Here is a 24,416-nt window from a genome sequence, read left to right as displayed (position 1 = left end):
GTCAAGCACATAAAAAAACATGGCTTACGCCATGTTTATAGGACTTTACTTAAAAATGATTTGGTACGTTCTTCTTTTGGATTGGCAAATAATTCTGCAGGATGTGCTTCTTCAACGACCATACCTTCATCCATAAATATTACTCGGTTGGCCACTTCTCGTGCAAAGCCCATTTCATGGGTAACAATCACCATAGTCATTCCTTCACGAGCTAGTTGTTTGATTACTTCCAACACCTCTCCCACCATTTCAGGATCAAGTGCTGACGTTGGCTCATCAAAGAGCATAATATCCGGTTCCATCGCCAGGGCTCTAGCAATGGCAATACGTTGTTTTTGTCCGCCGGAAAGTTGATTTGGATAAGTATCCGCCTTGTCCAGCAGCCCAACTTTATCTAAAAGCATACGAGCTGTTTTCTCTGCCGCTTTTTTGTCCATTTTTTTCGCAATCAAGGGTGCCAACGTGATATTTTCCATTACAGATAGATGTGGGAATAAGTTGAATTGTTGAAAAACCATACCTACCTTTTGACGCAATTTATTAATATCTTGTTTGGCATCGGTAAGAGCCATACCTTCAATAAGGATCTCACCCTGTTGCGGCACTTCAAGCAGGTTAATGCATCGAAGAAAGGTGCTTTTCCCAGATCCACTCGGCCCAATAACAGCCACAACCTCACCTTTGTCCACATGCTCATCGATTCCCTTAAGAACCTCGAGTTCACCAAATTGCTTATATAAATTGCTAATGCTGATCACCTTTTCTCAACCTCCTTTCAATGACTCCCATTGCTTTCGAAAGTATGGTTGTCAGTATGAAGTATATGATAGCCGCTGATATCAGAGGCATCATCGGTTCGAAAGTCCGGCTTCGTATGATATCTGCGCCCTTCGTTAAGTCTTCTAAGGCAATATATCCTACTATGGCCGTTTCCTTGATTAAAACGATAAATTCATTCACCAACGCTGGGAAAATATTCTTCAGAGCTTGTGGAATTACTATGTGTATCATCGTTTGGCGGTAGCTAAGACCGAGAGACCTGCCGGCCTCCATCTGGCCCTTATCTACAGATAGTATTCCTCCACGTACGATTTCAGCCACATAAGCCCCACTGTTCACACCAAAAGCAATGATGGCTACAATAACCTTGGATATATTCACACTTCCAAAAAACACGAAGTAGATGATTAACAGCTGTGTGACTACTGGTGTTCCTCTAATCACGCTGATATAGGCTGATGCAATGCGTTGTAAAGCACGGGATTTTGACAACTTAAAGAAAGCCAATGTAAATCCTAGTAAGATGCCGAGTAGAATGGCAAAAAAACTCACTTGGATTGTAATGCCCAAGCCTTTTACCAAAAACATGTAACGATCTTCGGCTATGAAATTCGAATAAAAATCACTGGTAAAATTACTCCAAATCTGCATTAGATTCGCGTATTGAACCAATATCATGGAATCCCCCTCCTTCCTGCCTTATTAATCTAGAATAAGAAAAAGAAAGGGCTGGTTAAACCAGCCCTGTTACTAGTCGCCGATATATTCGTCATAAATCTCTTGATAGCGTCCGCTATCCTTTAGTTCAGCAATAATTCGGTTAACTTCGTTAAGGAAAGCATCATCACCCTTGCGGATAGCAATCGCATATTCCTCTTCGGTGAAGTATTCGTCAAGAACGACGATATCATCATTCTTTTCAGCGAAGACGGCTGCTGGTAAAGCATCAATCACGACTGCATCAAGTTTGCCATTTTGCAAGTCCATTACTGCATCCACGCCTTTTTTAAAACGCATAACAGTAGCACCCTCTACCTCGCTCGCTTCTAAATCACCAGTAGTACCTTCTTGCACTCCAATGGTTTTTCCGACCAAGTCTGCATTGCCTTTGATCATATCATTGTCAGCCTTTACGATGATTACCTGGCTAGCATTGAAATAGGCATCTGAAAAATCAGCATTCGCCAATCGATCTTCCGTCACGGACATACCAGCCAAACCAAAGTCAATTTTTCCACTTTGTAGCGCGCTGATGATTGAACCGAAGTCCATATCCTCAATTACCAGTTCCACACCTAGACCAGCTGCAATTTCCTTGGCAATTTCCACATCAAATCCGGCTACATCGCCGTTTTCATCGCGGTACTCAAACGGTGGAAATTCAGCATTGGTTCCCATAATCACTTGTCCATCTTTTTGGACCTGACTGAGAGTATCCTCATCATCACCACCACAACCGCTAAAACCCAATACGAGCATGGCACATAGCAGTATAGCAATTAATTTTTTACTTTTTTTCATAACTTTTATCTCCCTTCATCAATCTCAATTTCTCATTTTATAGAATTTCCCCTACTTTGTCCAGCACTTATTAAATATTACTTCATATATCCTTACCTTTCAAGCAAGCAGCATATTTGGTTCCACAATAGCCTATTACCTATTTGACCACTATCTGCTAAGCGCTTATAATAATTTGGTACAAGGGAAAGGAGTTACTCATGAAATATATTAAGACAGATTGGGAAATCCCCTATTTTAACTTCGCATTAGAAGACTACCTGCTGAATGTGGCGCCGGAAGATGATTACGTATTTTTCTATATTCACAAACCCTCTATCATCATTGGTAAATTTCAAAATACCATTGAAGAGATTAACAAGGATTTTGTCGAACAAGAAAATATCATTGTAGCTCGCAGACTTTCTGGGGGTGGCGCTGTTTACCACGACCATGGAAATCTGAATTTTTCTTTCGTTCATAAGGCCGGCAAAACCGATATCAATAACTTTAAGAAATTTACCCGTCCAGTTATCGAGGCCATGGAAGAATTAGGGCTTGATGCTGTATTATCTGGTCGTAATGATATCATGATTGATACAAAAAAAGTATCTGGAAATGCACAATGCTACAAGAACGGACGGATACTACATCACGGAACACTACTTTATAATGCAGATATGTCAAACCTTTCCAAAGCCTTGAAGGTTAAAGATTTAAAGATAGAATCTAAAGGTATTAAATCAGTTCGTTCTAGAGTTGGTAATATCGCTGACTACTTGAAACAGGATATGGATATTCAGGAATTCAAAGCATTTTTGCTGAAGCATTTTAAACAAAAAAGTGACATCAGTGAATTCCAGATTACCCCTGAAATTGAAGAATACATCGCGAAAAAGGCGGATGAACTCAAAAAATGGGATTGGGTATGGGGCAAATCACCAACCTACTCCCTAGAAAAGCTTGATAAGTTCACCTGTGGGCTAGTTAATGTCAAGATGAACGTTTCCAAAGGTGTAATTCGAGAGCTGCGAATTTTTGGCGACTTCTTTACTTCAGAAGAGCTTTCTAATCTGGAAAATGCATTAATTGGCGTTAAACTACAAAAGGAAGATCTAGATAAGGCACTAGCACCGTATAATATTGGAGAATACTTCCATCAGATGTGCAACCAAGACTTTGTAGAGTTTTTACTGCGTCAGTAAAGTTCTTACGCTTTATGCCGCCATTCTTTTGACTACTAGTCCGAAGGCTGGCGGTTTTATTATTGTATAACAATATACTGCAACGGTTACTCTTTCGGAGCCATTCCTATCGATTCTCGCTCCAGAATATGAAACTCATATTTTTTGAATACGACTTCCCTTTCACCTTCCAAAATACGTTTAACCAAAATTTCTGCCGCCTCTGTACCTAACTTATATGCATCATACAAAAGCGTGGTCAAAGGTGGATTCAGCGATTCGCTTCCAGGTTCATTATTGAAACCTATTATGGAAATGTCCTGCGGTACCCTTAAGCCCATCTTTTGAACGCACCCCATAGCGCCTAGAGCGATTGTGTCCGTAGCTGCAATTATCGCTGTAGGAGGTTTCTCCAGTGATATTAGTTCCTCGGCACTCATCCACCCATCTTTAGCGGCCCACATGCAACTTTGGATGTACTCAAGCGGGACAAAGAGTTCGTGTTTTTGCATTGCTTTCTGAAACGATAGAATAATCTCCATCCCAGTATGGGAATTGGCATCCCCACATATTAAACCAATACGTTTATGGCCATTATTCTTAAGAATCGCAATAAGTTCATCAAAGCCTGTGTTGAAATCAGGCATCAGTGTGTCTATATCAAAGGCCCTTCCATCTCTATCGATGAAGAGTCTCTCCGTTTCAACGGTAATATCCTCTATTGGTGGAGTTACACTGCTACCAGATGCAAAGATAACGCCATCAATATGTAATTTAGATATTTCTGTACAAATTAATCGTTCCCACTCAGCATTCTCATGTGAACTGAAAATAAGCATCGTGTATCCATATTTTCTCAACGTATCCTGCACGCCACGCGCTAGATTTGAAAATGAAAGATTGGTGAAATTCGGTACGATCAATGCGACGAGATTACTCTTTTGTGTTTGCAAGCCACGCGCAAATACATTTGGTGAGTAATCAAATTTCTTGATTACTTTCATAATTCTATCTCGCGTTTCTTGTTTTACCATATCTGGATGATTCAAGGCTCGTGAAACCGTTGAAGCGTTATATCCTGTCATTTTGGCAATCTCGACAATTGTAATTTTCTTTTTACTGTTCATGTTACACCTCTCCCACCACGAAAAGCATTCCACACAAAGCAGTTAATTTATCGCAGCTTAAAACATTCTACTATACTGCATAAGAATGAGCAATTCTTATCTTCGTACTATGTTATTCAAAATTGTTATAATTTGAAGGCAGGCAGAAATAAACCATAGTCAATCTGACTATGCGCAAGTAATTTCTCAAAAATCATCCTTACAGTCAGGGGCACTATGGTATTCCAAAACCATATACAAAATGAATGGGCCATGCGATCGGAAAAATGCTGTTTGGACATGCCTCTTTACATTTTTTCATAGTGTAAAATAACCAAAATTTGGAGTGGTGGTTAGCGTGGCCATTCCTTTTTTGGGGTCTATCCATGCACATCTCAGCAATTTTATAATCACATCGCCCATTTTCAAGAGATTTTCGTTACAATCCCGTATAGGAAAACTAAGCTGTGTCAAATACAATCAAGTAAGCCATCAAAAGGTTACTACAACTCGATACGTATTAGGACTGATTGATGCTTCATAAGCTTTCTGAATCTCGTCAATTGGGTATTGGGCATCAATGTAGTCATTCAATGAAACGACGCCTTTGTTAAGCATGCGGGTCGCTCTTACAAAGTCAGCAGCACCAGGATTTACAACACCTGTAACGGTCAATTGTGAATAGTGAATCAAATTAGGACTGATTGCAAGAGGTGTATCAGGGTGGAATGATCCATAAAGAACCAATTTACCAATTTGGGAAAGCATCTTAACTGCATCCTCTGCAACTTTAGAAATAGCAGGTGTACATATCACTACTTCTGCACCTTTTCCACCAGTTATTTTCTTAACATATTCTACGCTATCTATTTCTATAGGGTTAGAAACATGGCTTGCTCCTAGTGATAGTGCTTTTTGCCTTCTTGTCTCATCCACTTCAAGAACAACTACATCTGCTCCTTTTAATTTAGCAAGTTGCAAATGCAATAATCCCATGATACCAGCACCGATAATTACTACCGTGTCACCAAACTGAATGTTTGCTCTATCGATACTGTGAATTACACATGCCAATGGTTCAACTAAAGAAGCTTCTATCAGAGACTGTTTATCACTCAATGCAAACAATGCTTTAGGTTTCGCTACTAAAAACTCAGCTAATCCACCAATACCGTCCATTTCCGGAACTCTTCTGCCAGATTTCCCAACTTCAGTGCACATAGTGGTTTCACCCAATTTGCAGAAATCGCATTCACAACAGAAATCTAGTGTTCTTACGGCAACATTTTGTCCAGCATACCAAGCATTTTCATTTACATCTGAACCGAGTTCTTCAATTACTCCTGCTACCTCATGACCTCCCAAGTACGGGTATCCATAGTTTTTTGTACCATCGAATATTCTTTGTTCAAAAGTACAGATTGCACAGGCTTTCACTCTTACCAATACCTCGTCACTTTTAATCTTGGGTTTTGCAATTTCGATGACTTTAGCTTCCTTGATCCCTGTAATAGCACCAACTTTCATAATAGACCCTCCTTACTCGAGTTCCTTCAAAGCTGATTCAACTGAGGCTCCCTCGTGTACAACTTTAGCGATTGCCCTGCAATATGCTCCTGGATTTTCATGCTTCCATATAGAGCGGCCAATTGCTACACCTTTACCACCTGCTTCGAGTGATTCTTTGATATTCGTAAGCAATGCACGCTCACTACCATCACCAGGTCCTCCCAAAATGATTACTGGTTGATAACATGCTTCCACCAGAGCTTTGAAACTTTCTATATCTCCAGTGTATTGAGTTTTAATGAAATCCGCGCCATATTCAGACGCAATCCTACAAGCAAAACTTAAGGATTCTGTCGTCCATGTTTTACCATCCCAACCAAAAGGTAGCATTTCTGCGCATAATAACATATTCCACTCATCCGCTTCGCGAATCAAAGGCATTAGATTCCCAGCAAGGGACTGTACTTCCTGATCTGCTCCCGGAAATCCCATTGTAACTGCGCCATCAGCCCCCAACTTAATAATGTCTTCCATGGAAACCATTTTTTTACTAAAGCTAGGAGTGCCTAATTGTGATGTACCTCCATCAGCTCTAACAATAACCCCAGATTGCCCAAAAGCAGTTCCGTATTCCTTGGCCATACCATAGGTTGTTATAAACGCGTCTACGCCATTGGCTTTACCTACTTTGATGATGTTTTCAGGGTGATTTAAGAATGGATGAATATCCATACTGGCCCCATGATCCAAGGCCAGTATGAATGTATTACCATCTGTATTGAAAACCCTGCTCATTCTGGTTTTCATATTTTTTGCTCCTTACTTAACAATCTCATGCAGCACAAATTTATAAGGTCCAAATTCTCCCCCAAAATTCATTGCTCCAATATGCACTACACCAGGAATCTGACAGGCAGCCTTGATGGCTACGCCCAAAGCTTTGCCCATTTTTTCAGGAGCAACACCGAAGACTAGAAGGTTCAGGATAGAACCAGTGTCCTCAGGTACTTTACTGTTTTCGATTTTTTCTCTCAAAGAAGGTACATAATCTTTTTCACGATAAACCTGTTCAAGGCCGATTCCCATAGGGCAAACGCCATCAACAGACTTAACTGCTGCTTTGGCCGCACTAACAGCCAATACAGCCGCATTACTATCTTTGCAATAGCATACGAAGTGTCCATCACAGCCACCGGTAGCAATGGATATCTCTTTTTCAAACTTATAGGTACCTGTCAAGGTAGGAAGCACAAACATTTTTCTTCCATTGATTTCTTCTTCCCAACTATCGCTTTGAAGCTTCTCTGCATTTTCACGATCAAGTTCTGTAGCATCTTCCCGAGTCAAATGGTTGAACAAATGATCTGCAATATTTACTTTTTCCATGGCTACACCTTCAACCATGAAATCAAAGATTGCAGTGGTTGCTACTAGAGTAGCTAAATGAAATCTCAATGCTAGTTCATCTAAAAATTGTTTTCTAGATGCAGGTACTTGGGTCAGAGCTACTACAACACCGATACGTCCATCCGGAGTTTCCGTAGGAAGAGCAACTCTTTCAATACCACCATTAATCACAGAACCCAATTCTCCAGAACCTGCAGCGCCTACAAACTGATTGGCGCTTGCCATAGCCATTTCTTCATTCACGGCCGTAATTACAAAACGTACAACTTCGAGTGCCCAAGCTTCTGCATAAGTGTCAATTATTTCTACGCCATTAATTTTCATTATATTACTCCTCATTTTTAATCATTATTTTAAGACCATCGCGTTTAACAGCTGTTAAGAAAGCTTCTGAAATATCTTCAAGTGCAAATTTATGACTAATCAAAGCATCGCCATCAATCATTCCTTCTGCAAGGACTTTAAGAGCTTGTTCGAAATGCCAAGTTGTTGAATCATAGCTTCCTATAACTGAAAGTTCTTTGTAGTGAATATAATCACTTTCTAAACTAATGCTGTCCTTCATGTTCGCAGCAAAGTACAGAACTTGACCATATCTTGCAGCCATTTCCAGGGCTTGACCAAAGACAGGAGCTGCACCAGCTGCAATAACAATCTGATTGGCTCCTTTTCCTCCAGTAAGTTCCATTACCGTTTCAACTGCATCTACTTTTCCTGCATCAATTGTATAATCGATGCCCATATTCTTAGCAATGTCCAAACGTTCCTTCATTAAACCTACTATTGCTACTTTAGCACCGCGCAATTGTAACAGCTTGGCATGCATAATTCCGATTGCACCTTCACCAATAACAACAGCAAAATCTCCAACTGATACATCCAGTTTTTTATCCCCATATAAGCAGCAAGACAAAGGTTCAGCTAAAGCTGCATGATCCATAGGCAAGCCATCTGGTACAGTTACAAGGCACTTTCTTGGGTATACGCTATATTCCATAAAACCGCCTGAGGTATATCCACCATTAGTACAAGCATTAACATGACCAGAACGGCACATACTGCAAATACCACATGGTAAACGTCCATCCGGCACAACTCTGTCACCAACTTTTAAATCAGTAACATCGGGACCGACTTTATCAACCACTCCAGACAATTCGTGGCCCATACGGAACGGGTAAGTAATAACCCAACCCTTTGGTGCATTGCCTTTATATGCTTCGATATCGGTACCACACAGACCCGCAAAAGCAACCTTAATTCTTACTTCACCACTCGCAGGTTCTGGCATTTCAACATCTCTGACAACAACCTTTTCTTTCCCTTCTAATAATGCAATCTTCATTTCGACCTCCTTGGTCTAATTAATTGTTCGTAAAATAATCTGGCAATTCCATGCCATTATCACGCAAAGCCTTGTAAACAAACTCCTCCGCTTCTGCAAGTTCTTTTTCTTCATCTAGGCAAGTGATTACACCATCTTCCATGAGGATATTACCCCTTGCAATCACCGTCTTGATGTTATGGCTGTTGGCCGCAAAGACGATATTGTTGAAAATGTTGTTTAAGGGTCTTATATTCACGTCTCTTAGGTTCACAAGAATCATGTCTGCATCCTTACCCTCTTCTAGAGTTCCGATACGATCCCCCATGTTCATGGCGCGTGCGCCCAGCCTAGTAGCCATTGCCAATGCATCACGTCCCAGCACAATTTTAGGATCTAAAGTTGTTACCCTCTGCAGGAATACGAAGGCACGCATGGCTTCGAAGAAATCTGTATTGTCGCTAACAGCACAACTATCTATACCCAAACCTACATCCATACCGAGATCCAGCATTTTGGCTATCGGGGCAGCGCCATCAGCAATTTTCATATTACATTTTGGATTGTGAGCTATTCCCACATCATGACTGTGGAGGATCTTTATATCCTCGTCAGTAAGCCAGATGCTATGAGCAGCCCATACATCACTATCCCAGAAATTCATATCTTCCAGAAACTGGGTAGGACTTTTCCCATATAGCTCCATATACTTATCGAACTCATACTTGGTTTCCGCCAGATGGATGTGCACCTTGGCCTTGTTGTCATATGCCTCTTGACGCGTCCGTTGCAACATTTCTTTTGTATTGGAGTTCGGGCAGGCAACCGCATAAGCAAAGGAGAGCTGCTCATCACCCTTGCAACCTTCAATTAGCGCCTTGGATAAATCAAAGTACTGCTCCCAGCTTAGTACCGCCTCTTTAGGCGTCCAGTCACAGTTGTCGGTCAGAGTCAATCCATTTATCACTTTGATTCCCAGCTTCTTGTAGGACTTGAGGATTTCTACAGGAGTAGCCCATTCCATATTTATGGTTGTTGTAATGCCTGAACGAATCAGGTCAATTCCAGCATGCATCACCGAATGGTGATGGTAACCGTAATCCCCCTTACGGTACTGTGAAACGATGTGCTTGATGCGAGGAAAACTAACCTGGTCGATCCAATCGAGCAGATCCAAATCATCCCTAGACCCTTTCAGAAAATTCTGGGTAAAGTGAAAATGTGTATTCACAAAGCCCGGTAAAAGAGCCATACCATTCGCATCGATAACCTTTTTAGCGTCTAGCCTAATGCCTTCAGCATCGGGCAAAATCGATGTGATTTCACCGCCATCAACTGCCACGCTTCCTCTAAACCATGTCTCATTATCTGTCATTGGAAGTACCAAGGCATTGCGGACGACTAAATCATGTACACTTCCTTTTTCATATTTTGACGAGTCTTCAACAATTTGGTTTATGTCCATTTTTCTCCTTCCTACTTCTTTAAAAAAGCATACTTTGAGAAGGATAAAAATGTCTGGTATGCTTCTTCATACTCTGAAACCATTGCACTGTTTTGCTCAACGGTTTCAACATTCTGGAAACTTTCTGCAAGTATTGATTTAAATGGTTGACCTTCCAATTCACTTTTCGCCATAGCGAACAGAACATTGGTTACAGTCTCTTGTGCCGAGTATACGCTCACTTTTACCTGACAGATATCAGCAACCATTTGCACAAAGCCCTTGATTCTCACACCTCCTGCTGCAACGGCAATTTCATTAATCTCAATTCCGTTGCGTTCATAAATCTCAATTGCTTGCCGCAGACTGAAACAAATACCCTCCAGAACTGCTTTCAGCAGGTGCTCTTTTTTATGGGCCAACTCGAGGCCATAGAATCCTGCGCGGATACTATCGCTCCAATATGGACTTCTTTCCCCAGATAAATAAGGGATAAATACCAATCCGTCTGAACCGGGTCCGATGGTCTGGGCTGCATCGATCATACCTGGGAAGTCAGTTTTCTTTTCCCAAATATTTTCAAAAGCCCACATCAGTGAGGCACCCGTAGTAGAGGAAACACCTCCGTATAACTTACTGCCAAACATTTCAACCTTATATAGTTCCTTGTTTTCTGGCTGGTCGTCTTTACCAAGTTCAGCAAAAAACATAGAAGAAGATCCGAACGAATATACAAGTCTACCTTTCTTATGTGGAGCCCCACCTAGCAAAGCTAAAATATCACCAGCTCCTGCAAAAATTCTAACCTCAGGGTTAATGCCATACTTTTCTGCGATTTCAGGCAAAATATTTCCAGCATCCTCCCCATCCTTTAAAACGTTAGGTAATACGTTAGGATTCCAGTCAATCGCTTTTAATCGGTCAGCATCAAACTCTCCAGTATCCCAGTTCAAGATACCTGCACCCAATCCTTCAGTCGATTCTGTCGCTTTCAGGCCTGTCAATTTAAAACGAATGTAGTCTTTAGGCCATAAAATGCAATCCACTTCATTGACTATTTCTGGCAGATGCCTACTGAGCCAATACATTTTAGGTAATGAATACGTACTATTCAGCATGTAGGATGGTAATTTGAGTTTCTTTTCTAGAATACTAGTCTCTTCCTGTGCTCTACGGTCAAGCCAAAGTATACATGGCTTAAGTACTTGGTTGTTCTCATCCAGCATTACAAAGGAGTGCATCTGCCCTGTGAAACTCATTCCTCTTAGTTTTGCTAAGGAGTATTTTTTCCCTACACGTTGCAATAATGTCCAAAGAGCTTCATCCCAATTTTTAGGATCAAACTCTGCCCAACCCCTTTGTGGTGTCTCATATTCGTATTCAACGGAATCCTTGTATCGTATTTCACCGTCTATATCGTATAAGACTGCTTTGAGGGAAGAAGTTCCTAAATCAAAATTCAAACAATATGCAGATTTCACTCTTTTACCTCCCCTGTATGTATCGTCTAAAATTCCCAACCATGTTCTCTATTCCATTCACGCTTTGCACGACCCATAGCAATCACATTATCAGGCTTTAACCATGCTGCCAAAGAGTTACTGCTAGATAGCATATAATTGCCTCCCTTATGCAGATCATCCATCAGTCCTCGCACTTCTTCTTCGACATCCGCTTCGCTGCTAAGGCTCAAAGTATTCAGATTTACATTGCCAACTAAGGCAACCCGATCTCCGTAGTTCCTTTTCACCTCTCGAATATCCATCGCTTCCGGTTGCATCGGATGAATTGCACTCATTCCTAGCTTTAGCAAGTCATCTAAAACTGCAGCATAGTTTCCATCGCTATGATAGATCCAAGGCTTTTTTATGTGAGATGTAATCTGCTTGAAGTAGGGGTAAACAATTTCCATAAACATTTCTGGTCGAATGTAGGTACCACTGTTAAATGCAATATCTTCGCCTATCCATATAAAATCTATTTCTGGAAGCGAACTATATAATTCATCAAGCTTAGAGTAATACTCCACATAACGCTCCATGAGTTCTTTAACAAAATCCAAATTCGTGTATAAACTTACACAAAAATTTTCGAATCCCATGTCCATGCTTACAGGATCAAGACAAAGGAGATGAGCTACAAATAAAGCTAACCCAGAATCGCCGATAGCTTCCTTCGCTTTTTTAACATTCTCAATTAACCGTTCTTTATCAATATCTTTCGGCATAAGGAATTTATCCATATCATTCTGGTCTTTTATTCTGGCAGAAAATCCCAACACATCTCCATTGTTGATAACATCGCAACCAAATCGTTCCCAATGTGAAAACCCAACGGCATCTTGCCCAAATTCTTTTGCATATCTCACTCGTGTAGGCCAATCAACAGCATCATCTTTTAGGCCATAAGTTCTCGCAATTAATTCATCTCTAGTTTCTATTTCTACCCATGGCACTGGTCCAGCAACACTGCCATCCAGTATACCCATAATGATTTCACGAGAATTCATTGTTTTCTCCTATATCCACCAGTTGTGATCAAACGCATGATTTTTCAGACGTTTTACAGCTTCTTCTGGTAGTGGACCCTTCGCTATAGCCTTACAGTTTGTTTCAGTATGTTTTGAACTTCTCATACCAACAATAATGCTAGAAACTACTGGGAAACTGATGCAATATCTAATGGCAGCTTCGGCCATATTCTCTACAAATCCTTCGTCAATTAACCATTTCATTTCAGCAATCTTTTTTTCGACAATCTGTGGTCTGTCATCTTTAAAATAACTACCTAAAAAGCTTTCCTCAGGAAATACTGTGCTTGAATTAATTTTTCCACTTAGTGCACCTTCGTCCAAAGGACATCTGGTAATAATTCCTACACCTTTATCCGCAGCAGTAACAAAAATATCTTTTTCTGCTTCTTGTTGGAAAATGTTATGTACAACCTGAACTGTATCAAATTCTCCTTGTTTCATTGATTCAATACCATTGTCTGCCTCAGAATAGGGGAAATTGATTGAAGGTCCTACGAAACGGATTTTCCCTTCCTTCTTCAACTGTTCAAAAGTATCAATCCACTCAGCATCTCCTTGCCAATCATTGATCCAGACATGAAATTGTTGTATGTCTATATAATCCAAGCCATAGTTTTTAAGACTTTTTTCGGTGCATTCAATAATCCATTCCTTGGAATATGATTCTTTAATTGGAGTGCCTGGCTCTTGTGGAAATACCCAGTTGTTAGGTGGAATCTTAGATGTAACCACAAATTTATCACGATCAGCTTTAGAGCCAATAACCTTACCAATCAATTCTTCACTATGTCCATCACCATAGCCAAGTGCAGAGTCAAAGAAATTTACTCCAGCATCTATGGCCATTTCAATAGAACGAATTGATTCAGAGTCTTCAGCACCCTTCCAGCCACCAATTCCCCAGCCACCAAAACCTAATGCAGAAACCTTTAATCCAGTTTTTCCTAAATCACGATACAACATTTTTTTTCTCCCTTCTCTTCAGCGCGTTTAATATGAAATCATAGCCTTCATCAACAGTTAGCGGAATATCATCATTGGTAAATCCAAGATAAGCAAAATCCGGATCCCTGATTACATCGTTGCCAAACTGTGCAATCTGCGGCGGGTAAACACCGTATTCGAGTAACTTATTCACTTGACGGAAAAATATTTTGGGCGGTTCATGCATTATTAAATCGCCATTGTGCACTAATGCTACGTGATCAGCATATTCTAAAATTTCATTAGATCTGTGCTCGACCAATACAACAGTCATGTCATGTTCTTTTCTTAATTTTTCAACAACTTCAATAATTTCTTGTTTTCCCATTGGGTCAACCTGCGAAGTCGGTTCATCTAATACAATAATCTCAGGTCTTGCCATTAGAGCTGCAGCTATAGCTACCCGCTGTTTTTGTCCACCTGAAAGGTCTGTTGGTGCCTTCTGTAAAAACTCATCACTTACATTTACAGTCCTCAGCACGTTCTTCAATCTTTCCTCAATTTCGCTTACGTTAAGTCCCATATTTTCAGCTACAAAAACAATTTCTTCTTCTACGGTACCTCTTAGAAACTGTGCACTAGGATCTGATCCCACCATACCAACCTTTTGGGCTAGAGTTGCTAAATCAGTGTCAAAAGAATCATACTGACCTGCTAAAATTACATTCCCGCCAAGATCTCCTTTGAAGCGATGAGGAATCAATCCATTTATGGCACGACATAAAGTTGTTTTTCCTGAATCATTTTGACCCATTATCCCAATGAACTCACCTTTTCCCACTTCCAGTGTGATATCATTCAGGGCCTTCTTTTCATAACCTTCATAGGTCCAGGAGAAGTTTTGGAAACTAATCATTTGATTTCCCATTTTTACCTCCTTCCCATTGCTAATTTGAATTCTTTATTCAAACCTTTAACTGTCATAATTTCTTTATTAAATCCTTCATTATTCAATTTTGAAGCCAAAAGAACAATTTCCGGAGGGGTAACAAATGCTTCCTCTAGTTTTGGTATATTGTTAAATACCTTTGAAGTTTCATCATCTAGTATTACTTTTCCGTTAGCCATCACGATGGTTCTTCTAGCAAATTCAGCTGAAAAACGCATCTCATGGGTAATGAAAATAATTGTCTTATTATGTTCTCTGTTTAATTTTTCAAATAGTTGTAGAAACTGGTAGGCACGTTTGAAATCCTGGCCTGTTGTAGGTTCATCTACGATAAGCACCTCAGGTCCCAAAGCTAACACCGCTGCGATGGCAACCCTTTGCTTTTCTCCCATAGTCAACAAAAATGGATATTCATCTGCCTTATCCCACATATCAATCATTCGTAGTGATTCTTCCACTATTTTGTTTACTTCTTCTTCATCTTTCTTAAGAAGGCGTAGTCCAAAAGCTACTTCATCTCTTACACTTCTACGAAATAATTGTAGACTTGGATTTTGGTAAACATAACCAACTTTCTGCGCCAAAACTGCTGTAGATTCATCTTTTGTTTCCTTACCATCTACGATAACCTTACCTGTTGTAGGTTTTAGAATCCCGTTAAAAAGTTTAACTACAGTAGTCTTTCCTGAACCATTCTGTCCAATGATGGATAGCATCTCTCCCTGCCCTATATCCATCGATGTTCCAAATAAAGCTTGTGTACCATCAGGATAAACAAACTGTACATCCTGAACGCTTATATAGGCATTATCCATTATTTTCCTCCCATTTTTCTATGATTACTAAAGGCTTATCAATTCGCTCATGGATGACGGCACCCATTGTAAGACTGCGGAAGTTTCAGGAATAGCATTCAAGCCAATGAACACGACAAATAGTAAAATTGCACCGATCAATACCACTTTATCCTTTGCTTCCATGACTACATCTCTTCCGATAAATTCTGTTCTTTCAATCTTTTCACCAGTTCCTTCATCAAAGGGAACATAACCACGTGAATCGGCTGCATCAGACATAGAATCTGCTTTTTGCATCTCGATCATAACTAGTGGTACCAAGATAGCGATATAATACTTGAGTCTTCGAAAGATATTCATATTCATGAAGTCTAGGCCTCTGGCCTTCTGTGCTTCCAGGATTTGCATTGCATCATAGTAAAAAGAAAAAAAGCATCTTAGTCCGGTCGCAATAACAAGTCTTAAAAAGAATGGTACGCGTAGTGTTTTTAGTGCGATGTTGATATCTTTTTCATCAATAATCGCAAATACAAACAACGCTCCAAAAATTGCTGGCATCCAACGGAGCCACATAGCAATTGAAACGATGAGATTTTCGAAATGATATGTGAATGCGCCAATAGTAATTAAGTTATATTTATATGGTGGATCTATATAAATAGATGGAAAAAATGCATAGGTTAGAAATAGGAAGAAAGTTAGCGTTATGCCAAATGGCAAGAACTTCATAAAATATGCTTTCGGTACTTTTGCTATTCGATAAAGTGCCAATACCATAACCAAAAAGAAAATATTAATAATTGGATTAGCCATCAGAAACGGTATATTAAATACCAGAATCAGACTCATCCTTGCAAGTGGGTGTAAATTAGAGAAAACAGGAGTCTGTCAAGAAATTGGTGTAAACTTCCTTAAAGATTTTTCTTAACTCAATTCGTGGAAGGTCAAATACGTCCCTCGAAGTGAATTGCTAGCTGATTAATAATTTTACCCCAGTCCCGAGTCCTCATAGTCCATTTCTTGGTTATATCAATCATTGCCAGATACAGCATTTTCAACAGGGCATCATCGGTTGGAAACACACTCTTGGATTTCGTGACTTTGCGTAGCTGGCGGTTAAAGCTTTCGATGGCGTTTGTTGTGTATATCATCCTTCTGATTTCAGCCGGATACTCGAACATTGTTGCTACTTCATCCCAGTTGTCTTTCCAAGGTTTTACCGCGATATAATACTTCTCGCCCCACTTGTCTTCTAAATCTTGTAGAGCGTTCAAAGCGGAATCTTCGTTGATTGCTTTGTAGATTGGTTTAAGATCATTGACGAATGCTTTACGGTCCTTCCAGGACAGGTATTTCGTTGAATTGCGAATCATATGAACGATGCACCGCTGAATTCTGGTGTCTGGATAAACAGCCTGTATTGCTTCTTTAAAGCCATTCAGTCCATCGATAGACACTATCAGCACATCCTTAACACCACGATGCTGCAAATCAGTTAACACTTTAAGCCAAAATTTACTGGTCTCATTTTCTCCGACCCACATACCTACAACGTCCTTTTTACCGTCCAAATCAATACCTAGTATGATGTAGACTGCTTTGTTGACTATCTTTCCATCCTGACGGACTTTGTAGTGGATGGCATCCATGATTAGGTGGGCATAAACCTCTTGTAGTGGGCGTTGCTGCCATTCCTTTATTACAGGTAATATTTTCTCAGTAATCTGTGAAATCATGGTTGGTGATACATCAATTCCGTAAAGGTTATGTAGATGATCCTGAATGTCTCTGACAGTCATCCCTTTGGCATACATGCTTATGACCTGGTCATCAATACTTGAAACATCACGTTGGTTTTTCTTAATGATTACAGGTTCAAAATCCCCATTACGGTCTCTAGGTATGTCAATTTCCATTTCTCCATAATCGGAACGAACCTTTTTAGAACGAATGCCGTTACGGCTGTTTGTAGTATCCTTGTTCTTATAGTCATACTTGCTATATCCGAGTTCATGATCCAGTTCAGCTTCCAGCATTTCTTGCATGATGTCTTTGAACTGTGCTTTTAGTAGGGACTGGATGTCTTTGACATCCTTAAGCTCGCCTTCTTTCATGAGTTCGCGGATCAGTTGTTTGTCGATGAGTTTTTTCTGGGCCATTATAGTGTTCCTCCTTGAAGATAGATTTAGTTTATACAATCTCAGGAGTTTACACCAATTATTTTACACCCTCGAAAACAGTCCACTTTGGTGTATAACCGAAAATGGTCTTTTTATATGAACTCTTTTCTTCAGCTGTCATAACCTTAGTAGCCATGTTGTGTAATACCCCCTATATTTTTGGAGGAAATGGTGGATTTCCACCACCTCCTCCGGATAACATTAATAGCTAATTAACTGAAGCCACCATTCTCAATGCATAAATCAAAAGGCCAGCAGATAACAAACAATATAGCACGACATAAGTTTTAATAATTTTTGCCCATTTTAATTGTTGCTTCTTTGCTAATTCTTGTTCTGTACTCATTGTTTTCTCCTCTCTTAAGCGATCCAACGATCCTTCTCATTTGGAACATAGCCTCTAAAGCGTTGAATAAATGGAGTTAGGACCACCAATGCTAGGCCACCTAAAACAGCTCGACCAATGGCTGAACCAGCGAACCACCCAGGAAGGATTGCATATAACCAAAACTCAGGAGCTGCTTGACCTAGTACTACATACCAGGCGCTGAAAATACTGGATATACCACTTGCGATAATTGATGCAGATATTATCCATACTACCCAGCTTTTCAAGTCTCTTAATCTTGGGTCGCAACCAAACCATCTGAATGCAATCATCGGAACCGCAATTTCAAAAATTGTTGCTAATTGAAATAGTAGTACGATTGATATTGGCAAGCCACCAATGGTATTCCCAATAATCATTCCGACACATGCTCCTAGAATTCCCCAAACACCGAACCATAATCCTGATACAGCATAAAGGCTAACAGCCACATTCAAAGATACGATAACAGCAGAAATTGAGAATCCTAACATAGATATAACCTGTAAAACTGCAATAATACCTGCCCAAACCGCCGCTGTCATGATATGAATAGTTGATGGTTTATGAATGGCTTCTCGCACTCGAACTTCATTATCACCCATAATTTTCTCCTTTCAAAATTGAAAACATCATCGTTCGCAAACGTTTGCATTCGTGCTTTATGCAGCTCAGAATTTGGGTCAATTGTGTGGCACAAGAATCATTTGTGGCAATCATCCTGATAGTACAAGATATCTGGGTCTCCTTTAGATTGGCAAAAACACGCGTATTGCATCTTTGCACCATTCTATTACGTTAGACTACCCTTCCAAAATTGTACTGCGTCATGCCCGCCTTAGTATTCCCTCCTTTCGTTAAATTGAATCTGTGCTTTATTTGCTATTCACTTATGTTTGCGTATCCTATTGTATTTCTTTCAATTAAATGCATTTTATATGAACGTTTTACCACACCTGTTTGCGTTCCCTCAATTCTGGAAACCATCGTAAGTGCAGCATCTAATCCCAGATCATATTGATCACAAGCCATAGTTGACAGCCTTGGATAAAGATAGTTACTTAAAGGCTCATCGTTAAAACCTATTACTGAAATTTGTTCCGGTATTCTATAATTGATATTTTCCAAGTAACCCATCACACCAAAAGCAATAGAGTCTGTAGCGGCAATGATAGCCGTCGGCTTTTCCGGTTGTTGCATTAAACTATTACATGCTTTCCATCCTTCTGCAGCACTCCATAAAGCTTCTTTGATGAAGTCATCCTTTACATCTAAACCATATTTCTTCATCGCATTACGATATACTTTCTCACGGATTTTCCCTGTATATGATTTTCGCCCACCCATAAGCAATGCGATTTTTTTATGATTTCTATTTTTCAAGTATTTTATTAGTGTGTCAAAGGCTTGTACGTAATCAAAGTAAAGGGAATCAATTCCTTCCTTTGAAGCATCTCGATCTATCAAAACAATTTTTGTAGTCTGTGGAATAATATCCATGAATGGAAGTTGGTCGGTAGTCGACATGATAATTGCTCCATCAAGTCTCAATCTTGCAATATCACTTAGGATACGCTTTTCCCATTCCTCACTTTCATGAGTACTAAAGGTCAACATAGTATATCCTTTTTCCTGCAACCCAACCTGGGCTCCTCTAGCAAATTTGGTAAAAGACAAGTTGGTAAAGTTAGGAACTACCAGAGCGATCATACCGCTTTTTTTGGTCTGCAAACTTCGCGCAAGCAAGTTAGGTTGATAGTTATGTTCAATGAGAAGAGCCTGCACACGCTTTTTGGTTTCATCTTTAACCATTTCTGGATGATTAATTACTCTTGAAACGGTTGAAGGGTTCAGACCTGCCATGTTTGCAATATCCGAAATGGTGATAAGTTGTTCCTTCTGCTTCATGCGACTCCTCTTTCCAACTGAGCAAAACATACAATCCATTCAGTTTTATTTATAATCCCATTCGGCTACTCATACTATTACTAGAAAAATCGGCCTCCTGTTAGCTTTATAGGAGTATTCAAGGAGCAGCACATTTACAAAAGGCCGACGTTCTCTCTATATAAACTTATTTCTTATCAATCGTAGATACCATCAGATGGCAACGGCATTCCAAGTTCAGCTGACAATTTTCTCATCCGCAGGTACATTTCTTTGTGCTCTGGAATAGGTATCATTGTATCCATATCATATAGTTCGTTGATAGGTCTGCCTGCTGGTGGATCTTCCTTGTGCCATTTTTCGTACTCAGGAATCAACGTGTTTGCAATTTCATTGGCCTTTTTAAGCGTAATCTTGCCTCCAGCTTTATGACAAGCTGCTGCAAACCAAATATCAAGAGGTGTTAAGTGATTCTTATACTTTCCACCGGCAGATCTTGGTCCAATGGTATAGGTTAATCCTGATGCTGAATTCGCTGCAAATCCAACTATTGATTCTTTATAAAACATTTCAGTACATGGGCCTGCTACTTGGTTAATGGTTTTAAGCATAATCAAGTGAGTATTACGAGCTATTGCTTGAGTTGAAATACTTTGTGACCATAACGCATGACGGTCACAGTTGCCAGAATATCTGATGTCGTAGCATGGCGCACCTGACATATGGGCTTGGTGAATTGAATACTGCAATAAATCGTCCGCGATATTTGAAAGTGCTGTAGTTTCGGGGCCACCTGTGAAACCACCAATCATGTTAGGTGAACCAGACTCAATATATCCGCCTACCGCTAACGTTTGAACACATTTATGTAAAGAACAATAGTTAGTTTTTAAGGAAGATGGGATCAGTACCAAAGCTATTTGAGGTTGTTCCCACATAGCAAATGTCGCCAAATTTCCGTATTCTGTGCTAGAGCTAGATACCAACATATTGGGCATCCCTTGTCTGCCGGCTAAGTACTGTGCCTTTTTACGCATTTCCATCTCGTAGAATGAGGCCGCAGTCTCATAAGGCGTATTGGCCAACAATGGTGATCCATAAATTGTATCCAAAGATGGTCCTTCATGAACATCTACAAGTCTACTTTTTAAAGTTTCTGAAATGAGCGGAACATAGTATTCTTCATTCATTTGGATAGATAGAGGTCCACCAAAAGCTGGAGAAACACCATCTTCAGGTTTTCTAGCTTCAATTACTACCTCATTAAGGCCTTTTCCAAGGACCAATTTGGAGGGAGCCGCTTTGAGGCTAGCTTCCAATTCTTCTTCAGTAATCGTAGTTATGGTTTCTGTATCGGTATTATATAGACCCAATCTAAGAGCTACTTCCTTACCAGCCTTATAAAATGTATCCGCAAGTTCAAGATCCATGTTTACAGGATTCTTTAAATCGCAAGTTTTAAGCAAACCATATTTTTTGGCTACTTCATTAAGAGTCTGCGGAACTATTACATTATCCCATTCCCTTTCAGGTACTCTTCTTCCTCTTTTTCCTCGGTCCATATATTTGATTAGTTCTTTTATTGAATGACTCATCTATTTTCTCCTTTTGGCCTATTCGTAAATCAACGGTTCTTGTTGAGTATTGGCATCTGTTCCAACCAAATCGATACATAAATCGACTGCTAAGTTTGAAGTCCGTGAATATCCATCCGCTCCAATTTTCTTAGTCCAGGTAGGAGTAATGGGACCTCCTCCAACAACCACTTTATATTTATCTCTTAAGCCTTCAACCGATAGTCTAGATACCAGTTCCTCTTGGTAATATGCGCTAGTAGTCATTAAAGATGATACCGCAATGATATTTGCATCCACTTCTTTGGCTTTATCAATATACTCACCAACACCTACATCCGTGCCCATATTGAAGATTTTAAAACCATTAATTGCTAGCTGTGTTGCAACAAGATTCATCCCAATATCATGCAGGTCACCTTTTGCACATCCTATTACAACGGTACCTTTGTACGCGCTTTCTCCTTGAGCTTCGAGCAATGGAGCCATCTCAGCAATCAAGGCTTTCATTGACTCAGCACCCAGCATAAGCTCCGGCAAAAAGACTTCCAAATTGTCAAAGTCCTCGCCAAGTTTATCAAGGCCTTTAACACCTCCGTCATTTATTATGACATTGGGATCTAATCCTTCTGCGACTGCTTGTTTTGCGTACTCAATAGTTTTTTCCGTGTCCCCCTCGTAGATAACTTGAGCAATTTTCTCCAGTACTTCCATAACCATTCTCCTTGTCATAAATTGCAAACGTTTGTATACATTTCTAAAAAAATATTGCAAACGTTTGTATTTTTACATTTCTACATCTATAGAGAAATTCCTTCTATTCTTCTAAAATTTTTTAATTTAATTCACCATTGCTTCAAATTCCATCAATTGTGAAAAAAATCATATTCCTCTACTAGCTCAATTTTTTTGGATTATATCAACAATTTCATCAACTCTTGCAGTATTCGCCTCATATGTAGAATCTCCAATATGCGGAGTCAAAGAAACTCTACTATGTGCCATTAATTCTGCATTAGTAGTCGGTTCCTGTTCAAATACATCAAGGGCAGCTCCGAACAAATGCATATCTGCCATAGTAGCACCTAAGGCTTTTAGCAAGGCTTTTTCATCAACCAATCTACCGTCAGTACAATTGAATAGGTTTCCACCTTTTTCCATGCTAAATAATTCTTTTTCACCCATAATATAGCCTTTTGCAGGGTCATATTCTGCATGCAAGGAAAGATAAGTAGAATCAGAAATTAATGCATTGAATTCTCTATATTCGTATTCGTCAAAGCCTTCTGCTTTGCCATTTATATCCCAATATCTCACTTTCATTCCTAGAGCTGCGGCCTTTTTAGCTAGTATTTGTGCAGTTTTATCAAATCCAACAAGTCCCAATGTCCTATTGCTTAATTCAATACCTGTGCAAGAAGCCTGATCCCATATTCCTTCTGGCATATTTTTAAAGGTCTTGAAAAAGAACCTAGAAACCGATACGATATGTCCTAGAATCAATTCTGCTATGGCATTTCGGCTACACTCTGGAGTGTTTTTTACAATAATTCCTTTGGCTTTAGCAGCATCGATGTCAATATTGTTAAAAAAGCGACCAGCTTTAACAATCATTTTAAGGTTGCTTGCCTCGATGACTTCTTTATCAACTTTTAAACTTTCGCCAACCACAAGAACATCATACCCATTTATTGAATCTTTCAGTTCTTTGTCAGAAAATGACTCAATATCTGCGCTATACCCAACAGCCTGCAATTTCTCTTGCAAAATCTTGTCCAATGGCGACCATGTAATGGATATTTTCAAGTCTTCACCATTTGCAATCAATACTCTTTTCATAAACTCGTCCTCCTCAGATTTTAATATTCTCAGTCCTATCAGATCTGAAAAAAGCACTCTACTCTCTTATCCAATACGACTGTAGATATTCACAGTAATAATTCAAACGCGCTACCAATTCGCAAATTCAAACGTTTGTATTCCATTATATGTAATAACAAAAAGCAACACTTCTTTACCCCTCCAACTAATCTCGGTCTCTATAGAAGGGTTTGCCTTGATATTTTGGGGCAATCGATGAGCCTACAATAAACAACGCAACCAGTGTAACTACATAGGGCATCATGATATACAACTGATAAGGGATTTGTGAACCGAGTACCTGCATTTTTAATTGCAAGGCATCTGCCATACCAAAAAGCAATGCACCCATCAAAACCCCCAATGGACTGAAACGTCCAAATATGATTGTAGCCAAAGCGATATAACCACGACCAGCTGTCATTCCATCCTGGAAGAATCTCAAATCTCCAACGGTCAGAGCACTTCCACCTAACACTCCAAACAAGGTGCTTACCAATATACATAGATAACGAACCTTGACCACGCTGACTCCCAGAGAGTCGGCAGCGTGCGGATTATCGCCAACTGCTCTAATGACGAGTCCTGCTTTCGTCTTTTTCAATACAATTATGGTTACGACAACCATAATTATGGCTAGGTAGAACAATATATTCTGATTGTTGAATATGCTTCCTATATATGGAATTCCGTTTAAAGCCTCTATTTGTATCTTCGGTAATAACGGGCATTTTTCATAGCCACTGCCGATGGCAAACGATTTTCTAAATAAGGTGCTGGTCAGGCCAGCTGCCAACATATTAATTCCTACACCATAAACAACTTGGTCCACCTTGAGTGTAACCAAAAAAAGACCATTGATTAACGCAATCAAAACTCCGATACCGAGAGCAACAAAAATTCCCTTCGCTGCGCTATCTAGAAAATATGCGAAATGATAGGAAAAATAAGCCCCCATAAGCATCGTGGCTTCAATCCCCAGATTTAGTACCCCACTTTTTTCAGCATACAGGTCGCCCATTGATGCTAGAAGGATCGGTATCGTTAATATCAAGCCCGATACGATAAATAACTCCATCTTCTTCTCCTCG

24 protein-coding genes are annotated in these 24,416 nt (G+C 39.8%); 1 reads left to right on the top strand and 23 read right to left on the bottom strand.

What is annotated here, in order from left to right; genetic code table 11:
• Positions 1-35 precede the first annotated feature (35 nt).
• From JR334_01570 to JR334_01560, 3 genes are all read right to left on the bottom strand, one after another.
• Positions 36-758: an amino acid ABC transporter ATP-binding protein gene (locus JR334_01570; GenBank protein QRN85949.1), complete on the bottom strand. Its 723-nt coding sequence runs from the start codon at positions 756-758 to the stop codon at positions 36-38.
• Entirely contained in the window at positions 745-1,431 is a 687-nt protein-coding gene (locus JR334_01565; protein QRN86829.1) for an amino acid ABC transporter permease, read from the bottom strand. The genes JR334_01570 and JR334_01565 overlap by 14 nt, the downstream gene beginning before the upstream one ends.
• Positions 1,432-1,530: 99 nt before the next feature.
• Positions 1,531-2,301 carry a basic amino acid ABC transporter substrate-binding protein gene (locus JR334_01560; protein QRN85948.1) on the bottom strand — a complete coding sequence of 257 codons (771 nt, stop codon included), beginning with the start codon at positions 2,299-2,301 and terminating at the stop codon, positions 1,531-1,533.
• A gap of 200 nt (positions 2,302-2,501) precedes the next feature.
• On the opposite strand from JR334_01560, the gene JR334_01555 reads away from it, so the two are divergent.
• On the top strand, positions 2,502-3,485 hold the full coding sequence (locus tag JR334_01555; protein QRN85947.1) for a lipoate--protein ligase: 984 nt from the start codon (positions 2,502-2,504) through the stop codon (positions 3,483-3,485).
• 86 nt (positions 3,486-3,571) lie between these two features.
• Here JR334_01555 and JR334_01550 read toward each other — a convergent pair whose 3' ends face one another.
• The 20 genes from JR334_01550 to JR334_01455 form a co-directional block, all read right to left on the bottom strand.
• The gene (locus JR334_01550) at positions 3,572-4,591 is read right to left on the bottom strand and encodes a LacI family DNA-binding transcriptional regulator (protein ID QRN85946.1); all 1,020 of its coding nucleotides are present in this window, start codon (positions 4,589-4,591) and stop codon (positions 3,572-3,574) included.
• A gap of 471 nt (positions 4,592-5,062) precedes the next feature.
• Positions 5,063-6,097: a zinc-binding dehydrogenase gene (locus JR334_01545; protein QRN85945.1), complete on the bottom strand. Its 1,035-nt coding sequence runs from the start codon at positions 6,095-6,097 to the stop codon at positions 5,063-5,065.
• A 12-nt stretch (positions 6,098-6,109) separates the two neighbouring features.
• Positions 6,110-6,886: an aldolase gene (locus tag JR334_01540; GenBank protein QRN85944.1), complete on the bottom strand. Its 777-nt coding sequence runs from the start codon at positions 6,884-6,886 to the stop codon at positions 6,110-6,112.
• 12 nt (positions 6,887-6,898) lie between these two features.
• Positions 6,899-7,810, bottom strand: coding sequence for a hypothetical protein (locus tag JR334_01535; GenBank protein QRN85943.1), 912 nt, complete (start codon positions 7,808-7,810; stop codon positions 6,899-6,901).
• A gap of 4 nt (positions 7,811-7,814) precedes the next feature.
• Positions 7,815-8,831: an alcohol dehydrogenase catalytic domain-containing protein gene (locus JR334_01530; GenBank protein QRN85942.1), complete on the bottom strand. Its 1,017-nt coding sequence runs from the start codon at positions 8,829-8,831 to the stop codon at positions 7,815-7,817.
• Between the two features lie 19 nt (positions 8,832-8,850).
• Positions 8,851-10,275, bottom strand: a complete 1,425-nt coding sequence (locus tag JR334_01525; protein QRN85941.1) for an amidohydrolase family protein — start codon at positions 10,273-10,275, stop codon at positions 8,851-8,853.
• A gap of 11 nt (positions 10,276-10,286) precedes the next feature.
• Positions 10,287-11,735, bottom strand: coding sequence for a hypothetical protein (locus JR334_01520; GenBank protein QRN85940.1), 1,449 nt, complete (start codon positions 11,733-11,735; stop codon positions 10,287-10,289).
• 26 nt (positions 11,736-11,761) lie between these two features.
• Positions 11,762-12,763 (bottom strand): hypothetical protein, encoded by a 1,002-nt coding sequence (locus JR334_01515; GenBank protein ID QRN85939.1) that lies wholly within the window; start codon positions 12,761-12,763, stop codon positions 11,762-11,764.
• A 9-nt stretch (positions 12,764-12,772) separates the two neighbouring features.
• Positions 12,773-13,747 carry an aldo/keto reductase gene (locus tag JR334_01510; protein ID QRN85938.1) on the bottom strand — a complete coding sequence of 325 codons (975 nt, stop codon included), beginning with the start codon at positions 13,745-13,747 and terminating at the stop codon, positions 12,773-12,775.
• A complete protein-coding gene (locus tag JR334_01505; protein QRN85937.1) occupies positions 13,737-14,639 on the bottom strand; it encodes an ATP-binding cassette domain-containing protein in 903 nt (300 codons plus the stop codon). Before JR334_01505 ends, JR334_01510 begins: the two co-directional genes overlap by 11 nt.
• 2 nt (positions 14,640-14,641) lie before the next feature.
• Positions 14,642-15,475 carry an energy-coupling factor ABC transporter ATP-binding protein gene (locus JR334_01500; protein QRN85936.1) on the bottom strand — a complete coding sequence of 278 codons (834 nt, stop codon included), beginning with the start codon at positions 15,473-15,475 and terminating at the stop codon, positions 14,642-14,644.
• A 27-nt stretch (positions 15,476-15,502) separates the two neighbouring features.
• Complete coding sequence (locus JR334_01495; protein QRN85935.1) at positions 15,503-16,270, bottom strand: energy-coupling factor transporter transmembrane protein EcfT; 768 nt, start codon at positions 16,268-16,270, stop codon at positions 15,503-15,505.
• A gap of 131 nt (positions 16,271-16,401) precedes the next feature.
• Positions 16,402-17,616, bottom strand: coding sequence for an IS256 family transposase (locus tag JR334_01490; protein ID QRN85934.1), 1,215 nt, complete (start codon positions 17,614-17,616; stop codon positions 16,402-16,404).
• 229 nt (positions 17,617-17,845) lie between these two features.
• Positions 17,846-17,983, bottom strand: a complete 138-nt coding sequence (locus JR334_01485) for a hypothetical protein (protein QRN85933.1) — start codon at positions 17,981-17,983, stop codon at positions 17,846-17,848.
• A 14-nt stretch (positions 17,984-17,997) separates the two neighbouring features.
• Entirely contained in the window at positions 17,998-18,609 is a 612-nt protein-coding gene (locus JR334_01480; GenBank protein QRN85932.1) for a hypothetical protein, read from the bottom strand.
• Between the two features lie 277 nt (positions 18,610-18,886).
• Positions 18,887-19,912 carry a LacI family DNA-binding transcriptional regulator gene (locus JR334_01475; GenBank protein QRN85931.1) on the bottom strand — a complete coding sequence of 342 codons (1,026 nt, stop codon included), beginning with the start codon at positions 19,910-19,912 and terminating at the stop codon, positions 18,887-18,889.
• A gap of 176 nt (positions 19,913-20,088) precedes the next feature.
• Positions 20,089-21,486 (bottom strand): monomethylamine:corrinoid methyltransferase, encoded by a 1,398-nt coding sequence (locus JR334_01470; GenBank protein ID QRN85930.1) that lies wholly within the window; start codon positions 21,484-21,486, stop codon positions 20,089-20,091.
• Between the two features lie 18 nt (positions 21,487-21,504).
• Positions 21,505-22,179: a cobalamin-dependent protein gene (locus JR334_01465; protein ID QRN85929.1), complete on the bottom strand. Its 675-nt coding sequence runs from the start codon at positions 22,177-22,179 to the stop codon at positions 21,505-21,507.
• Between the two features lie 186 nt (positions 22,180-22,365).
• Positions 22,366-23,304 carry a 3-phosphoglycerate dehydrogenase gene (locus JR334_01460; GenBank protein QRN85928.1) on the bottom strand — a complete coding sequence of 313 codons (939 nt, stop codon included), beginning with the start codon at positions 23,302-23,304 and terminating at the stop codon, positions 22,366-22,368.
• A gap of 187 nt (positions 23,305-23,491) precedes the next feature.
• Positions 23,492-24,403 carry an ABC transporter permease gene (locus JR334_01455; GenBank protein QRN85927.1) on the bottom strand — a complete coding sequence of 304 codons (912 nt, stop codon included), beginning with the start codon at positions 24,401-24,403 and terminating at the stop codon, positions 23,492-23,494.
• Positions 24,404-24,416 lie beyond the last annotated feature (13 nt).

It is taken from the genome of Clostridia bacterium, assembly GCA_016887505.1.
GTDB lineage: Bacteria > Bacillota > TC1 > TC1 > UBA5767 > UBA5767.
This window is presented reverse-complemented; position numbering and strand designations above follow the sequence as displayed.

Coding starts and splice junctions, on each gene's coding strand:
- JR334_01565 (QRN86829.1), bottom strand. CDS start 1,431: ATGCAGATTTGGAGTAATTTTACCAGTGATTTTTATTCGAATTTCATA.
- JR334_01560 (QRN85948.1), bottom strand. CDS start 2,301: ATGAAAAAAAGTAAAAAATTAATTGCTATACTGCTATGTGCCATGCTC.
- JR334_01555 (QRN85947.1), top strand. CDS start 2,502: ATGAAATATATTAAGACAGATTGGGAAATCCCCTATTTTAACTTCGCA.
- JR334_01550 (QRN85946.1), bottom strand. CDS start 4,591: ATGAACAGTAAAAAGAAAATTACAATTGTCGAGATTGCCAAAATGACA.
- JR334_01545 (QRN85945.1), bottom strand. CDS start 6,097: ATGAAAGTTGGTGCTATTACAGGGATCAAGGAAGCTAAAGTCATCGAA.
- JR334_01540 (QRN85944.1), bottom strand. CDS start 6,886: ATGAAAACCAGAATGAGCAGGGTTTTCAATACAGATGGTAATACATTC.
- JR334_01535 (QRN85943.1), bottom strand. CDS start 7,810: ATGAAAATTAATGGCGTAGAAATAATTGACACTTATGCAGAAGCTTGG.
- JR334_01530 (QRN85942.1), bottom strand. CDS start 8,831: ATGAAGATTGCATTATTAGAAGGGAAAGAAAAGGTTGTTGTCAGAGAT.
- JR334_01525 (QRN85941.1), bottom strand. CDS start 10,275: ATGGACATAAACCAAATTGTTGAAGACTCGTCAAAATATGAAAAAGGA.
- JR334_01515 (QRN85939.1), bottom strand. CDS start 12,763: ATGAATTCTCGTGAAATCATTATGGGTATACTGGATGGCAGTGTTGCT.
- JR334_01505 (QRN85937.1), bottom strand. CDS start 14,639: ATGGGAAATCAAATGATTAGTTTCCAAAACTTCTCCTGGACCTATGAA.
- JR334_01500 (QRN85936.1), bottom strand. CDS start 15,475: ATGGATAATGCCTATATAAGCGTTCAGGATGTACAGTTTGTTTATCCT.
- JR334_01495 (QRN85935.1), bottom strand. CDS start 16,270: ATGGCTAATCCAATTATTAATATTTTCTTTTTGGTTATGGTATTGGCA.
- JR334_01490 (QRN85934.1), bottom strand. CDS start 17,616: ATGGCCCAGAAAAAACTCATCGACAAACAACTGATCCGCGAACTCATG.
- JR334_01485 (QRN85933.1), bottom strand. CDS start 17,983: ATGAGTACAGAACAAGAATTAGCAAAGAAGCAACAATTAAAATGGGCA.
- JR334_01480 (QRN85932.1), bottom strand. CDS start 18,609: ATGGGTGATAATGAAGTTCGAGTGCGAGAAGCCATTCATAAACCATCA.
- JR334_01475 (QRN85931.1), bottom strand. CDS start 19,912: ATGAAGCAGAAGGAACAACTTATCACCATTTCGGATATTGCAAACATG.
- JR334_01470 (QRN85930.1), bottom strand. CDS start 21,486: ATGAGTCATTCAATAAAAGAACTAATCAAATATATGGACCGAGGAAAA.
- JR334_01465 (QRN85929.1), bottom strand. CDS start 22,179: ATGGAAGTACTGGAGAAAATTGCTCAAGTTATCTACGAGGGGGACACG.
- JR334_01460 (QRN85928.1), bottom strand. CDS start 23,304: ATGAAAAGAGTATTGATTGCAAATGGTGAAGACTTGAAAATATCCATT.
- JR334_01455 (QRN85927.1), bottom strand. CDS start 24,403: ATGGAGTTATTTATCGTATCGGGCTTGATATTAACGATACCGATCCTT.